This window comes from Herbaspirillum robiniae, assembly GCF_002213415.1.
In the GTDB taxonomy this organism is placed as follows: domain Bacteria; phylum Pseudomonadota; class Gammaproteobacteria; order Burkholderiales; family Burkholderiaceae_D; genus Herbaspirillum; species Herbaspirillum robiniae.
This window is the reverse complement of record NZ_NJGU01000005.1, coordinates 64,129-78,337: the sequence shown is the minus strand read 5'-3', so window position 1 is coordinate 78,337 and position 14,209 is coordinate 64,129. Positions and strand designations below refer to the sequence as shown.

Below are 14,209 nucleotides of genomic sequence, written 5' to 3'. Positions count from 1 at the left end.
TGTCCTGCCGGCAATCCCCGCGATTGTTGCTCCCGCGCCATCCAATCGGCGCACGGCGAAGCGGCAGGTCCAACCATAAAGACGAGGAGCAAGACGAGATGAGCATTCATGCGAGCGCGGCCGCGCCCACGGTCAATGTCGACCAGGTGGTGGAACAGGGCGGATTCGGCGCTTTCCAGTTCGGCCTGCTGCTGCTGTGCGGTTTGTGCCTGATCATTGACGGATTCGACGTGCAGGCCATGGGCTACGTGGCGCCGGCCATCATCGCCGACTGGGGCGTGAGCAAGGCCGCCCTGGGACCGGTGTTCGGCGCGGGCCTGTTCGGCATGCTGCTGGGTTCGCTGGCGCTGACGCCGGTGGGCGACCGCTACGGCCGCCGCCCGGTGCTGATCGCCTCCACCCTGTTCTTCGCCGTCTGCATGCTGGCCACGCCGCTGGTGACATCGATCGACCAGCTGCTGGCGCTGCGCTTCATCACCGGTTTCGGCCTGGGCAGCATCATGCCCAACGCAATGGCGCTGGTGGGCGAATACAGCCCGTCGTCCTCGCGCGTGACGCGCATGATGCTGGTGTCCTGCGGCTTCACCGTGGGCGCCGCCGCCGGCGGCTTCGTCAGCGCCGCGCTGATCCCGGCCTATGGCTGGCATGCGGTATTCTGGGTGGGCGGGGCCGTGCCGCTGGCGCTGGGCCTGGCCATGCTGGCGTGGCTGCCGGAGTCGATCCAGTTCCTGGTGCTGCGCCGCCGTTCATCGGAGCAGGTCGCGCGCTGGCTGAGCAAGCTCGATCCCTCGATCGTGATCGACGCCGCCACCCGCGTCGTGGTCAAGGAAAGCAAGGCCGAGGGCATGCCGGTGGCCGAGCTGTTTCGCGGCGGGCGCGGCGGCATCACGCTGCTGCTGTGGCTGATCAGCTTCATGAACCTGATCAACCTCTACTTCCTCTCCAACTGGCTGCCGACGCTGATCCATGACGCCGGATATTCCACCAGCATGGCGGTACTGATCGGCACCTCGCTGCAGGTGGGCGGCGTGGCCGGCACGCTGACCCTGGGCTGGTTCATCAACCGCTTCGGCTTCACCCGCGTGCTGGGCAGCTGCTTCGTGACCGCCTGCGTGGCCATCGCGCTGATCGGCAAGGTCGCGGCCACGCCCGCCTTCCTGTTCATCGCCGTGGTGGTGGCCGGTTTTTGCATCGTCGGCGGCCAGCCCGCGGTCAATGCGCTGGCAGGCACCTACTATCCGACCACGCTGCGCTCGACCGGCATCGGCTGGGCGCTGGGCATCGGCCGCATCGGTTCGGTGGTCGGCCCGGTGATCGGCGGCCAGCTGATCGCCATGCAATGGAGCAACGCCTCGCTGTTCGTCGCCGCCGCCGTGCCGGCCCTGATCTCGGCGCTGACGATCGCGCGCCTGCACCGCACATCCCATGGAGCAACCGCATGAACACCATCGCAGACCCGCACCTGAAGCAAGACGTCGATGCCCGCGGCTACCAGTCCGGCTTCGGCAACGAATTCGCCACCGAGGCGCTGCCCGGCGCCTTGCCGCCGCACCAGAACTCGCCGCAGCAGGTGGCCTACGGCCTGTACGCCGAGCAGGTTTCCGGCACCGCCTTCACCGCGCCGCGCGGCCACAACCGCCGCTCCTGGCTCTACCGCATCCGTCCGGCGGCGGTGCATCAACCGTTCGAGCAGATCGACGGCGGCAAGCTGCTGAGCCATTTCGACGCCGTGCCCACGCCGCCCAACCAGCTGCGCTGGGACCCGCAGCCGATGCCGGCGGCGCCGACCGATTTCGTCGAAGGCCTGGTGACCATGGCCGGCAACGGTTCGCCGGAGGCGCAGAGCGGCTGCGCCATCCATCTCTACGCGGCCAACCGGTCGATGACCGGGCGCTTTTTCTATTCGGCTGACGGCGAGTTGCTGATCGTGCCGCAGGCCGGCCGCCTGCAGCTGTTCACCGAAATGGGCGTGATCGCGCTGGAGCCGCAGGAGATCGCGGTGATCCCGCGCGGCGTGCGGTTCCAGGTGCGCCTGCCGGACGGCGAGGCGCGCGGCTACGTGTGCGAGAACTTCGGCGCGCTGCTGCGCCTGCCCGACCTCGGTCCGCTGGGCTCCAACGGCCTGGCCAACCCGCGCGACTTCCTCACGCCCAACGCCTGGTACGAAGACCGCGAAGGCGATTTCACGCTGCTTGCCAAGTTCGGCGGCCACCTGTGGCAGGCGCAGATCGGCCATTCGCCGCTGGACGTGGTGGCCTGGCACGGCAACTACGCGCCCTACAAGTACGACCTGCGCCACTTCAACACCATCGGCTCGATCAGCTATGACCATCCCGACCCGTCGATCTTCCTGGTGCTGCAGGCGCAAAGCGACACGCCGGGCGTGGACACGCTGGACTTCGTGATCTTCCCGCCGCGCTGGCTGGCGGCCGAACACACCTTCCGCCCGCCCTGGTTCCACCGCAACGTGGCCAGTGAATACATGGGCCTGATCACCGGCCAGTATGACGCCAAGGAAGGCGGCGGTTTCGTGCCCGGCGGCGGCAGCCTGCATAATTGCATGAGCGGCCACGGGCCCGACGCGGCCACCTTCGAGAAGGCCAGCCGCGTCGACACCAGCAAGCCGAACAAGGTCGACAGCACCATGGCCTTCATGTTCGAGACCCGCAACATCATCCGCCCGACGCGCCATGCGCTGGAGTCGCCCACGCTGCAGCGCGACTACCAGGACTGCTGGCTGGGCATCAAGAAGAACTTCAACCCGGAGCGAGCATGAGCCTGCCTAGCATCAAACTGAACGACACCCACGATCCCGAACTGCGTAGCTGGGTCGAGAGCGCCAACGCCGACGGCTGCCCGTTCCCGATCCAGAACCTGCCCTACGGCGTGTTCCGCCGCGCCGGCAGCGAAGAACGCTTCCGCGCCGGCGTGGCCATCGGCGACCAGATTCTCGACCTGCAGGCGGCGTGGGCCGCCGGCGCTTTCTCCGGCTTCGACGAGAGTGCGCGCAAGGCGGCCCACGCGGCCTGCGAAGGAGCGACGCTGAATGCGCTGATGGCGCTGGACGCCGCCGCCTGGTCGGCGCTGCGCGCGGCGCTGTCGCATGCGCTGCGCACGGGGTCGGCGCACCAGCGCGAGCTGGCCGCCTGCCTGGTGCCGCAGGCCGCGGCCGAGCATGCGATGCCGGCGCACGTGGGCGACTACACCGACTTCTATACCTCCATCCATCACGCCACCACGATAGGCAAGCTGTTCCGTCCCGACAATCCGCTGCTGCCGAACTACAAGTGGGTGCCGATCGGCTATCACGGCCGCGCTTCCTCCCTCGGCGTGTCGGGCCAGCAGTTCCGCCGCCCGGTCGGGCAGACCAAGGCGCCGGACGCCGAGACGCCCACCTTCGGCCCCTGCAAGCGGCTGGACTACGAACTGGAGGTGGGCATCTTCATCGGCGCCGGCAACGCGCTGGGCGAGCCGGTGGCGATGGACGACGCAGAGGGCAAGGTGTTCGGCCTGTGCCTGTTGAACGACTGGTCCGCGCGCGATGTGCAGGCCTGGGAATACCAGCCGCTGGGGCCGTTCCTGTCGAAGAGCTTCGCCTCCACCATCTCGCCCTGGATCGTCACGCTGGAAGCGCTGGCGCCGTACCGCTGCGCGTGGACGCGCGCGCCAGGCGATCCGCAGCCGCTGCCCTACCTCGATTCGCCCACGCTGCGCGAGACCGGCGCCATCGACCTGCAGCTGGAAGTGCTGATCCAGACGCGCGCCATGCGCGAAGCCGGCCAGGCCCCGCAGCGGCTGTCGCTGTCGAACTTCCGCGATTCTTACTGGAGCGTGTCGCAGCTGGTGGCGCACCATACCGTCAATGGCTGCAACCTGCGCCCGGGCGATTTCCTGGGCTCGGGCACGCAATCGGGGCCGAGGCCGGAAGAGGCCGGTTCGCTGCTGGAGCTGAGCGGCGGCGGCAAGCAGGCCGTGACCCTGGCCGGCGGCGAGAAGCGCACCTTCGTCGAAGACGGCGATACCATCATCCTGCGCGCCGCCGCGCGCCGGGACGGTCTGCCGGTGATAGGCTTCGGCGAGGCGGCGGGAACCGTGCTGCCGGCGCGCAGTCTGCCCTGAGCAGGCCCGCAGACCCCATTCGATCTGGAAGGAAGAGGATGACTACCCTTTACGGCTATTTCCGCAGTTCCGCGTCCTACCGCGTGCGCATCGCCCTGAACCTCAAGGGCCAGGCCTACGACACGGTGCCGGTGCACCTGCTCAACCAGGGTGGCGAGCAGTTCCTGCCGGCCTTCGCCGAGCTCAATCCGCATTCGCTGGTGCCGGTGCTGGCGCACGACGGCCATCACCTGGCCCAGTCGCTGGCGGTGCTGGAGTACCTGGAAGAGCGCTTCCCGATGCCTTCGCTGCTGCCGGGCGATTTCGTCCAGCGCGCCCGCATCCGCGAGCTGTCGCTGGCGATCGCCTGCGAGATCCACCCGTTGAACAACCTGCGCGTGCTGCGCTACCTGAAGCACACGCTGGGCGTGGACGAAGAGAAGAAGAACGCCTGGATCCAGCACTGGATCAAGCTCGGTTTCACCGCGTTGGAAAAACAGCTGGCGGCCGACGCCGCGCGCGGCCATTTCTGCGTCGGCGACATGCCGACCATGGCCGACTGCTGTCTGGTGCCGCAGATCTTCAATGCGCGCCGCTTCGAGGTCGACATGGCGCCGTACCCCACGCTGTGCGCCATCGAGGACGCCTGTAACGCCTTGCCGGCCTTCCAGGCCGCGCATCCCGCGCAGCAGCCCGACGCCGCCTGACGGTCGCCGGCCAGACCCCGGGTCAGGACTGCGGGCGGCGCGGCACCAGCAGGTTGCCGGTCATGATCAGCACGGCTTCGTCGTGCTGGTTGAAGGTGGTCACGCGGTGGTTGAGGAAACCCTGGTGCGGCTTGGATTGCGAGAACTTCACGCCCAGCACCTCGACCTCCAGGCGCAGCGTGTCGTCCGGACGGGTGGGGCGCGGCCAGCGGAATTCGTCGAAGCCGGCGCCGATCAGGCCGCCGTGGATGGACAGCGTCTCCACCAGCATCTTCATGGTCAGCCCGGCGGTATGCCAGCCGCTGGCGGCCAGGCCACGGAAGAAGGACTGTTGCGCGGCAGCCTCATCCAGGTGGAAGGGCTGCGGGTCGTACTGCGCCGCGAATTGCTTGATGGCATCGGCCGTCACGACCACGCCGCCGGGATGGCGGAACACTTGACCGACCTCAAAATCTTCCAGGAACATCAGCTCTTTCACGGCGTCTCCACGTTTGATTGGTATATACTGCCTATATCATTGCAAAATGATAGTAACTGGACGATGGTAACTGAAAAGCCCGGCTCCAGCCACTGCCGAGTATAGCCGCCACGGGGCGGCCGGCAAGGGCCTGCGGCGGGCGAGGAGCGGATATGGAACGCAAGAGTTTCGGCAATATGCAATGCCCGGTGGCGCGCACCCTGGAGCGCGTGGGCGAATGGTGGAGCATCCTGATCCTGCGCGACGCGCTGCAGGGGCTGACCCGTTTCGACCAGTTCCAGAAGAGCCTGGACATCGCCCCCAACATGCTCACGCGGCGCCTGACCACGCTGGTCGACGCCGGCATGCTGGAGCGCCGCCAGTACAGCGACCGCCCGCCGCGCTTCGAATACGTGCTGACCGACCTCGGCCGCGATTTCCGCACCATCATCGTCGCGCTCAATGCCTGGGGCAACAAGCACTTCGCGCCGGAAGGCCCGAGCGTCATGCTGGTCGACCGCGACAGCGGCAAGCAGGTCGATCTCGGCCTGGTGGACCGCAACACCGGCAAGGAGATCAGTGGCCGCGAGCACGTCATCGTGGCCGGCCCGCAAGCCGACGAGATGACCCGCGAGCGCCTGGACTCGATGCAGCGCCTGCGCGAGGCGGCCAATGATGCGGCCAATGAGGCGCGCCTGACGGAAGAGGCAGTCGAGCCCGGGGCGCCGAAGAAAGCGAAAAAAGTGTCGGACCTGAAGGTGAAGGAAAGCAAGCCGGCCAAGGCAAAAGCCAAGCCGGCGGAAAAAACGGGGAAGGCAGCAAAGCTGGCCAAACGTGCCTGAGCGCTTTGCCGCCGGATGAAAAAACGCAGCCCGCGCGGCTGCGTTTTTTTTCGCGCCGCGCCTGGCCGCGTCAGCGCCCGCGCAGGCGTTCCAGATCCTCGCGCGTATCGATGTCGGCGAAGATGCCGGGATCGTCCACCTCCACCTCGCGCACCGGATGCGCCTGCAGCAGCGCACGCGCGCCGCGGTCGCCGCGCAGGGCCAGCAATTCATCCAGGTGGCGGCGCGAGAATCCCACCGGATGGCCGCGCCGGCCCTCCATCGCGGGCACGGCGATGTCGGCGCCGGCCTGTAGCGCCGCGACCACGGCCGCGATGGTGGCCGGGCGCACCAGCGGCATGTCGGCCAGCGCCACCAGCCAGCCGTGATCCTGCCCGCGTTGCTGCAGTCCATGCCGCAACGACGCGCTCATCTCGCGCGCGGCGCCTGCGTCCAGTATCGCAACGTCGCAGCCGCAGTCGCGCAGGGCCTGCGCCAGGGAGCCTTCTTCCGCCACCACGGCCAGCACCGGCATCGCCGCCAGGCAGGCCCGGGCGGCGGCGACGGCAACCGTGTCGGCGCCGCTGAAGCGCTGGACCAGCTTGCCTTCGTCGGCGTCGAAGCGCGAGCCGCGGCCCGCGGCCAGCAGGATGGCGGTGTAGCGGGGAGCGGGCGGGGCGGTCATCGCGTCAGGCCTTTGCGGATTGGCGCTTGCCGCGGTAGTTGCGCCGGATGATGGCGATCAGGCGTTGCGCGGCGGGCGAGAGATAAGTGTCGCGCCGATAGCTCAGGCCCATGCGCCTGAGCATGGTGGTGTCCTTCAATACGACCTCCTTGAGCTGTCCGCGCCCGGTGCTCAGGTTCAGCTTGGAGGCGAAACCCAGCAGGTTGCTGCGCTCGATCAGCGGCATGATCATGTTGAGCACCGTAGGCGTGATCTGCACCGCGGGCCGCGGCAGGTGGTGGCGGTCGAAGACATTGTCCAGCCACTGGCGGCTGGCCACCGAATGCGCCGGCAGCACCCACTGGTAATCGAGCAGCGTGCGCAGGCTGATCTTCTTCTGGCTGAAGATCGGGTGGCTGGCGCTGGCCATGACCACCATCTGGTCCTGCATGATTTCTTCGGTCTCGAACAGGTCGTCGGTCTGGATCATCGGGCCCAGCGCGATGTCCAGCTCGCCGGCCTTCAGTCCCTCCAGCAGCACGTCGTTCATCGATACCCTGAGGTCGATGGTCACCTTGCCGGCTTCGGCCAGCAGCTCCTCGCAGATGCCCGGCAGGATGTGCTCGGCCAGGGTGGGGATGCAGCCGAGCCGGATGTTGCCTTCGCGGCCGTTGGCGTAGTCGCCGATCTCGCGCGCGGTGTCGTCCATCATCAGGCTGATCCGGCGCGCGCGCGCCAGCAGCGCCGTGCCGACTGCGGTCAGGCGGATGCCGCGGCCTACCCGCTCGAACAGCGGCGCCCCCAGCTGTTCTTCCAGCCGGTCGATGCATTTGGTCAGCGCCGGCTGGGTTTTGTAGAGCCTTTCGGCGGCGCGGCCTACGTGCCCTTCCTCGGCGATGACCTCAAAATACTTGAGGTCGCGGAAGTCCATGATTCATTCCTGAGATTTATGAAATATAAAATAAAAGCAAATATACATTAAAAAAACCGCCGCGTAGACTGCCCTCCAAACAAGAACCCCGCCCACTGCCGGCGCGGGAAAACATGGAGACCAGCATCTTGAGGGCACTACACACACGTCGTGATTTCCTGCGCCGAAGCGGCGCGACGGCGGCGGCACTGGGCGCGGCGGCATACCTGCCGGCGGCGTTCGCGGCCGACTCCTTGCCTGCGGCGTATCCGCATTCATCAGGCGACCAGCGCGCCTCGGCCAGGCTGCCCGAGGGCGCCTGCGACTGCCACATGCATATCTACGACGAGCGCTTCCCCTGGGCGCCGGGCGCCAGGCTCACGCATGCGCCGGCCACCGTCGCGATGTATCTGCAGATCCGCCGGCGGCTGGGCACGGCGCGCAATGTCGTGGTCACGCCGTCGGCCTACGGCACCGACAACCGTTGCACGCTGGACGCCTTGTCGCAGCTGGGCGCGTCGGCGCGCGGCGTGGCCGTGGTCGACGACGGCGTGAGCGACGAGGAACTGGCGCGGCTGGACCGGGCCGGCGTCAAGGGCCTGCGCTTCAACCTGGCGCTGGGTTCGGTCACCACCGTCGCCATGATCGAGCCGCTGGCGCGCCGCGTGGCGCACTTGGGCTGGCACCTGCAGATCAACATGTCCAACGGCGACCTGCTGGCCAATCGCGACATGCTGTCGCGCCTGCCGGTGCCGGTGGTGTTCGACCATTTTGCGCGCATTCCGCTGCAGGACGGCGCGTCCCATCCGGTCTTCGATGTCGTCACCGGCCTGATGCGGGACCGGCGCGCCAGCGTCAAGCTCTCCGGCGCCTACCTGGCCAGCAGGAGCGGCGCCCCGTCCTATGCCGACGTCGCGCCGCTGGCGCGCGCGCTCATCGACGCCGCGCCCGCGCAGGTGGTGTGGGGCAGCGACTGGCCGCACCCGACGGAGCAGCACAAGCCCGACGACGCCCGGCTGCTGGACCTGATGGCCGCCTGGGCGGGTTCGGACGAGCGCCTCAAGGCCATCCTGGTCGACAACCCGGCGCGCCTCTACCACTTCTGATCGGACCGACATGAGCCAGGCACAAGACATCGGCATGACACGCGACATCGCAACGCACGCGCCAGCCATCGACGAACAGAACACCATGAAGAAGGTGATGCGCCGCCTGATCCCCTTCATCCTGCTGTGCTACGTGGTGAGTTACCTCGACCGCATCAACGTCGGTTTCGCAGCGCTGACCATGAACAAGGACCTGGGCCTGACGCCGTCGCAGTTCGGCCTGGGCGCGGGGCTGTTCTTCATCGGCTACTTCTTCTTCGAGATTCCCAGCAACCTGGCCCTGCATCGCTTCGGCGCGCGCATGTGGATCTCGCGCATCATGATCTCGTGGGGCGTGATCTCCATGCTGACCGCCTTCGTGGTCGGCCCCAAGAGCTTCGCCGCGGCGCGCTTCTTCCTGGGCATGGCCGAGGCCGGCTTCACGCCCGGCATCTATCTCTACTTCACCCAGTGGTTCCCCGGGCAGTGGCGCGGCAAGGCTACCGCCTTCTTCCTGGTCGGCATTCCGATCGCCAACATCATCGGCTCGCCCTTGTCGGGCGCGCTGATGGAGCTGCACGGCATGTGGGGCTTCAAGGGCTGGCAGGTGCTGCTCCTGCTGGAAGCGCTGCCGGCGGTGTTGTTGGGCGTGCTGTGCCTGTTCCTGCTGCCCGACCGCCCGTCGCAGGCGAGCTGGCTGAGCCCGCAGGAAAGGCAATGGCTGGAGTCCAGGCTGGACGCCGAACAGAACACGCTGGCCGCGCGCCACGGCAACAAGCTGCGCGACGCCTTCACCAACTGGCGCGTGTTCGCGCTGGCCGGCGCCAACTTCTGCGGCATCATCGGCTCGCTCAGCATCGGCCTGTGGCTGCCGCAGATCATCAAGGAATTCGGCCTGCCGTCGCATCAGGTCGGGCTGGTGGCCGCGGTGCCCTACATCGTCGGCGCCGTCGCCATGACGCTGTGGGCCAGGCTGGCCAACAAGAGCGAGCAGCGGCTGCTGTTCGTGGCCGGCGCCATCGTCGCCGCCGCCGTGTCGCTGGCCATCTCGGCCTTCCTGCACGACCCGCTGCTGAAGATGCTGGCCATCACGGTGGCGGTGGCGTCCATCCTTTCCTTCCAGGCCACGTTCTGGGCCATTCCCTCGGGCTTCCTCACCGGCCGCGCCGCCGCGGGCGGGCTGGCGCTGATCGTTTCCATCGGCAACCTGGGCGGCTTCGTCGGCCCCTCGGTGATCGGCTTCATCCGCGAAGCCACGCAAGGCTTCACCTATCCGCTGATCTTCGTGGCCGGCGCGCTGCTGCTGGGCGCGGTGATCACCCTGGCGCTCGGCGACCCGTCCAGGGCCCGGCAATAAACCCCACGAAAGCTGACCATGAGTTTCTTCGCCCCCCCGCCCATCATCGAGACCACCGTCTTCACGCGCCTGCCCGAGCATTTCCGCAAGCCGCGCAAGAACTCCTGGAGCGACGCCAACCGCGGCGGCCTGCCGATCGACTCGTTCCTGGAAGGGCCGTCCTTCGACCGCCAGGGACGGCTGTACGTCACCGACATTCCCTACGGCCGCATCTTCCGCATCTCGCCGCAAGGCGAGTGGGAACTGGTCACCGAATACGACGGCTGGCCCAACGGGCTGAAGATCGACAAGGACGGTCGCATCGTCATCACCGACTACAAGCGCGGGCTGGTGCAGCTGGATCCGGAGACGGGCGCGGTCTCGCCCTTGCTGGAGACGGTCGGTTCGGAAGGCTTCAAGGGCGTCAACGACCTGGTGTTCGGGCCGTCGGGCGAGATCTATTTCACCGACCAGGGACAGACCGGCCTGCAGGATCCGACCGGTCGCGTCTACCGCCTTTCGCCGCAAGGACAGCTGAGCTGCCTGATCAACACCATTCCCAGCCCCAACGGCATCGTCTACGACCCGGCGCTCAATCACCTGCTGGTGGCGGTGACCCGCGCGCAGCAGATCTGGCGCATTCCGCTGCACAACAGCGGCGTGGTCGGCAAGGTCGGCGTGTTCGCCAACCTGCACGGCGGCATGGCAGGGCCGGACGGGCTGGCGCTGGATGCCGAGAGCTGCCTGTACATCGCCCACACCGGCTTCGGCTCGATCTGGCGGCTGTCGAAGTTCGCTGAGCCGCTGCTGCGCATCCGTTCCAGCGCCGGCATCTCGACCACCAACCTGGCCTTCGGCGGCCCCGCGGGCAAGAGCCTGTTCATCACCGAGTCGCAGACCGGCTCCATCCTGCGCGCCGATGTGCCGGTTCCCGGCCTGCCGATGTACTCGCACGCCTGAGCCGCACCCAAGATCAACCAACCTGCAAACGTTTCAGCAAAGGACCTTTTCCATGAGCACTACCAAGCCAGACCTCATCCGCGACATCGAGCGCGTCGACGCCGGCATCGTCGCCCAGGCGTCGGAATTCGCCGCCTCCATCCTGGCCGACGTCGCCGGCCGGCGCGGCACCCTGAGCAGCCGCATCGCGCCGCTGGCGCCCAGCATGCGCATCGCCGGCCCGGCGCTGACGGTGGAAGTGCGCCCCGGCGACAACCTGATGATCCACGCCGCCATGGCCATCGCCAGGCCCGGCGACGTGCTGGTGATCGACGGCAAGGGTGACGAGACCTGCGCGCTGATGGGCGAGATCATGGTGTCGCAGTGCAAGGCCATCGGCCTGGCCGGCATCGTCATCTACGGTTCGGTGCGCGACACCGAGGCGATCCGCGAGATCGGTTTCCCGGTCTATGCGGTCGGCGCCAACCCGAACGGCCCGACCAAGAACATCGCCGGCCGCGTGAACTGGCCGGTGTCGGTGGGCGGCACCAGCGTGCAGCCGGGCGACCTGATCGTGGCCGACGCCGACGGCGTGGTGGTGGTCGAGCGCGAGAAGGCCGCATCGCTGCTGGCCGCCGCCGCCAAGAAGGTGCAGGACGAGACCAAGCGCCTGACCGAGATCCGCACCGGCGGTCCGCTGCGTCCGGGCTGGCTGGACGGCGCGCTGCGCAAGGCCGGCGCGCTGGCCGAAGGAGAAACGCTGTGAGCGCGGCAGGCAAGAAGGGCGTGGTGCTGGTCACCGGCGTCGATCTCGCGCCGCAGGCCGTGGAGATCCTGCGCGATTACGAGCTGGTGTTCGCCGGCGCCAAGCCGACCGAGGACGACCTGCTGGCGCTGTCGACGCAGCACCAGCCGGTCGGCATCATCGTACGCTACGGCGGCGTGACCGGCCGCGTGATGGACGCCAGCAAGGCGCTGCGCGTGATTTCCAAGCACGGCACCGGCATCGACACCATCGACAGCCGCGCCGCGCAGGAGCGCGGCATCGCCGTCAAGGCGGCGGCCGGCGCCAATGCCCCGGCCGTGGCCGAGCACACCTGGGCGCTGGTGTTCGCCTGCGCCAAGAACGTGGTCGGCCTGGATGGCCGCATGCGCGCCGGGCACTGGGACAAGTCCACTCACAAAAGCCTGGAGCTGCAGGGCCGCACCATCGGCCTGGTGGGCTTGGGCGCGATCGGTCGCCGCGTCGCGGCCACGGCGCTGTCGCTGGGCATGCGCGTGATCGCCCACGATCCCTACGCGAAGGAGGCGCCGGCCGGCGTGCAGCTGGCCGACCTGGACGCGGTGTTTGCGCAGGCCGACGTGCTGTCGCTGCATTGCCCGCTGACGGCCGAGAACCGGCACATGATCAACGCGCAGTCGATCGCGCGCATGAAGGACGGCGCGATCCTGGTCAACACCGCGCGCGGCGGCCTGGTCGACGAGCAGGCGCTGGTCGCGGCGCTGGCCTCGGGCAAGTTGCGCGCGGCCGGCCTGGACAGCTTCGAGAAGGAACCCTTCGCGGCTCCGCATCCGCTGCAGCAGGTGGGCAACGTCGTGCTCAGCCCGCATATCGGCGGCGTCACCGAGGATGCCTACATCGCCATGGGCACGGGCGCGGCCGACAACGTGCTGGCGGTGCTGGAGGCCGAGCAGGCAATGGCCTGATTGATCATAATGACAACCGGCCAGCCGTCGCAGACAGAGCGGCAGACGGCGGCCATCCTTCCAAGAGAGAGACACATGCAGACAAGCGTCACAGACGAGAAGCAGCTGGAACAGGAGACGGTGCGCAGGGTGACCTGGCGCCTGTTGCCCTTCCTGATGGTCTGCTACCTGTTCGCCTTCATCGACCGCGGCAACATCGGCATGGCCGCGCTGCAGATGAACCAGGACATCGGGCTGTCGCCCAGGATGTTCGGCTTTGCCGGCAGTTTGTTCTTCATCGCCTATTTCATCTTCGAGGTGCCCAGCAACCTGGCGCTGCAACGCTTCGGCGCGCGCAGGTGGCTGGCGCGCATCATGATCACCTGGGGCCTGATCTCGGCCAGTACCGCGCTGGTGCAGGGGCCCAACTCGCTGTACTTCGTGCGCTTCATCCTCGGCGCGGCCGAAGCCGGCTTCTTCCCCGGCGTGGTGCTGTACCTGACCTACTGGGTGCCGTCGGCCTATCGCGCGCGCATCGTGGCGCTGTTCATGGTGGCGATCCCGGCCGCCAGCTTCATCGCTTCGCCGGTCTCGGCGCTGCTGTTGCAGATGGACGGCGTGGGCGGCATGCGCGGCTGGCACTGGCTGTTCGTCATCGAAGGGCTGCCCACCGTGCTGCTGGGCGTGGTCTGCCTGTTCTACCTGACCGACAAGCCCGAGGATGCCGCATGGCTGAACCCGCAGCAGCGCGAATGGCTGACCCGCACCATGAACCGCGAAGCCGCCGCCCGCAGCGCCAAGGCCCATGTGCCGCTGTGGAAGCTCTTCAGCAGCCCGCATGTGTGGGGGATGGCGCTGGTATGCTCCTGCGCCTCGGCCGCCGGCACCGTGCTCAACGTCTGGCAGCCGCAGCTGCTGAAATCCTTCGGGCTGAGCGTGATCCAGACCGGCCTGGTCAATTCCATTCCCTATGCCATCGCCTCGGTGCTGATGGTCTGGTGGGGCCGCCACTCCGACCGCACCGGCGAGCGCCGCTGGCACACCGCCATCCCGCTGCTGCTGATCGGCGCGGGCATGGGGCTGGCCTCCGCGGTTCACACGCTGGCGCCGGTGGTGATGCTGCTGTCGCTGGTGCTGATCGGAGCGTATTCGTTCAAGGGACCGTTCTGGGCCATGGCCACCGGCTGGCTGGCCACCGGTTCGGCCGCAGCCGGCCTGGCCGGCATCAACGCCGTCTCCAACCTGATCGGCGGCGGCCTGATGGTCAACGTCTACGGCTGGGTGAAGGACGCCACCGGCAGCTATTCGATGGCGCTGCTGCCGATGGTACTGATGTCGCTGGCCAGCGTGAGCATCCTGCTGCACCTGAGCCGCAAGTCGCGCACGCCGTCCGGCGCGGTCAAGGAGGCGGTGCGCTGAGGCGCATGCCCTGCGTCTTGCGGTACTCCGGTTGGCGGGTGGTCGAATTTTTCGGTCGCCCTCCTATCGGATGCCTGCGGGAACGTT

Annotated in this window: 14 protein-coding genes; 11 read left to right on the top strand and 3 right to left on the bottom strand. The window is 67.9% G+C overall.

Annotation, left to right across the window (positions count from 1 at the left end):
- Positions 1-98 precede the first annotated feature (98 nt).
- From CEJ42_RS09725 to maiA, 4 genes are read left to right on the top strand one after another with little or no spacing between them, the layout of a single operon-like run.
- Positions 99-1,442 carry an MFS transporter gene (locus CEJ42_RS09725; protein WP_088750840.1) on the top strand — a complete coding sequence of 448 codons (1,344 nt, stop codon included), beginning with the start codon at positions 99-101 and terminating at the stop codon, positions 1,440-1,442.
- The gene (hmgA, locus tag CEJ42_RS09720) at positions 1,439-2,776 is read left to right on the top strand and encodes a homogentisate 1,2-dioxygenase (RefSeq protein ID WP_088750839.1); all 1,338 of its coding nucleotides are present in this window, start codon (positions 1,439-1,441) and stop codon (positions 2,774-2,776) included. Before CEJ42_RS09725 ends, hmgA begins: the two co-directional genes overlap by 4 nt.
- Positions 2,773-4,119: a fumarylacetoacetase gene (gene fahA / locus CEJ42_RS09715; protein ID WP_088750837.1), complete on the top strand. Its 1,347-nt coding sequence runs from the start codon at positions 2,773-2,775 to the stop codon at positions 4,117-4,119. Before hmgA ends, fahA begins: the two co-directional genes overlap by 4 nt.
- Before the next feature lie 38 nt (positions 4,120-4,157).
- Positions 4,158-4,805, top strand: a complete 648-nt coding sequence (maiA, locus tag CEJ42_RS09710) for a maleylacetoacetate isomerase (RefSeq protein ID WP_079216269.1) — start codon at positions 4,158-4,160, stop codon at positions 4,803-4,805.
- A 22-nt stretch (positions 4,806-4,827) separates the two neighbouring features.
- Here maiA and CEJ42_RS09705 read toward each other — a convergent pair whose 3' ends face one another.
- Positions 4,828-5,283 carry a MaoC family dehydratase gene (locus CEJ42_RS09705; protein ID WP_338064252.1) on the bottom strand — a complete coding sequence of 152 codons (456 nt, stop codon included), beginning with the start codon at positions 5,281-5,283 and terminating at the stop codon, positions 4,828-4,830.
- A 152-nt stretch (positions 5,284-5,435) separates the two neighbouring features.
- Between CEJ42_RS09705 and CEJ42_RS09700 the strand changes: the two genes are divergently transcribed.
- On the top strand, positions 5,436-6,104 hold the full coding sequence (locus CEJ42_RS09700; RefSeq protein ID WP_088750835.1) for a winged helix-turn-helix transcriptional regulator: 669 nt from the start codon (positions 5,436-5,438) through the stop codon (positions 6,102-6,104).
- A gap of 70 nt (positions 6,105-6,174) precedes the next feature.
- On the opposite strand, the gene CEJ42_RS09695 is transcribed toward CEJ42_RS09700, so the two are convergent.
- Both CEJ42_RS09695 and CEJ42_RS09690 read right to left on the bottom strand, forming a co-directional pair.
- Positions 6,175-6,768 carry a nucleotidyltransferase family protein gene (locus CEJ42_RS09695; RefSeq protein ID WP_088750834.1) on the bottom strand — a complete coding sequence of 198 codons (594 nt, stop codon included), beginning with the start codon at positions 6,766-6,768 and terminating at the stop codon, positions 6,175-6,177.
- A 4-nt stretch (positions 6,769-6,772) separates the two neighbouring features.
- Positions 6,773-7,678 carry a LysR family transcriptional regulator gene (locus CEJ42_RS09690; RefSeq protein ID WP_088750832.1) on the bottom strand — a complete coding sequence of 302 codons (906 nt, stop codon included), beginning with the start codon at positions 7,676-7,678 and terminating at the stop codon, positions 6,773-6,775.
- A 128-nt stretch (positions 7,679-7,806) separates the two neighbouring features.
- Between CEJ42_RS09690 and CEJ42_RS09685 the strand changes: the two genes are divergently transcribed.
- The 6 genes from CEJ42_RS09685 (at position 7,807) to CEJ42_RS09660 (ending at position 14,122) form a co-directional block, all read left to right on the top strand.
- A complete protein-coding gene (locus tag CEJ42_RS09685) occupies positions 7,807-8,763 on the top strand; it encodes an amidohydrolase family protein (RefSeq protein ID WP_088751152.1) in 957 nt (318 codons plus the stop codon).
- 10 nt (positions 8,764-8,773) lie between these two features.
- Positions 8,774-10,099 (top strand): MFS transporter, encoded by a 1,326-nt coding sequence (locus CEJ42_RS09680; protein ID WP_079216262.1) that lies wholly within the window; start codon positions 8,774-8,776, stop codon positions 10,097-10,099.
- An 18-nt stretch (positions 10,100-10,117) separates the two neighbouring features.
- Positions 10,118-11,038: an SMP-30/gluconolactonase/LRE family protein gene (locus CEJ42_RS09675; RefSeq protein WP_088750831.1), complete on the top strand. Its 921-nt coding sequence runs from the start codon at positions 10,118-10,120 to the stop codon at positions 11,036-11,038.
- Between the two features lie 52 nt (positions 11,039-11,090).
- Complete coding sequence (locus tag CEJ42_RS09670; RefSeq protein WP_079216258.1) at positions 11,091-11,783, top strand: RraA family protein; 693 nt, start codon at positions 11,091-11,093, stop codon at positions 11,781-11,783.
- Entirely contained in the window at positions 11,780-12,724 is a 945-nt protein-coding gene (locus CEJ42_RS09665; protein ID WP_088750829.1) for a hydroxyacid dehydrogenase, read from the top strand. The genes CEJ42_RS09670 and CEJ42_RS09665 overlap by 4 nt, the downstream gene beginning before the upstream one ends.
- 75 nt (positions 12,725-12,799) lie before the next feature.
- Positions 12,800-14,122 carry an MFS transporter gene (locus tag CEJ42_RS09660; RefSeq protein ID WP_079216255.1) on the top strand — a complete coding sequence of 441 codons (1,323 nt, stop codon included), beginning with the start codon at positions 12,800-12,802 and terminating at the stop codon, positions 14,120-14,122.
- The last annotated feature ends 87 nt before the right edge of the window (positions 14,123-14,209 follow it).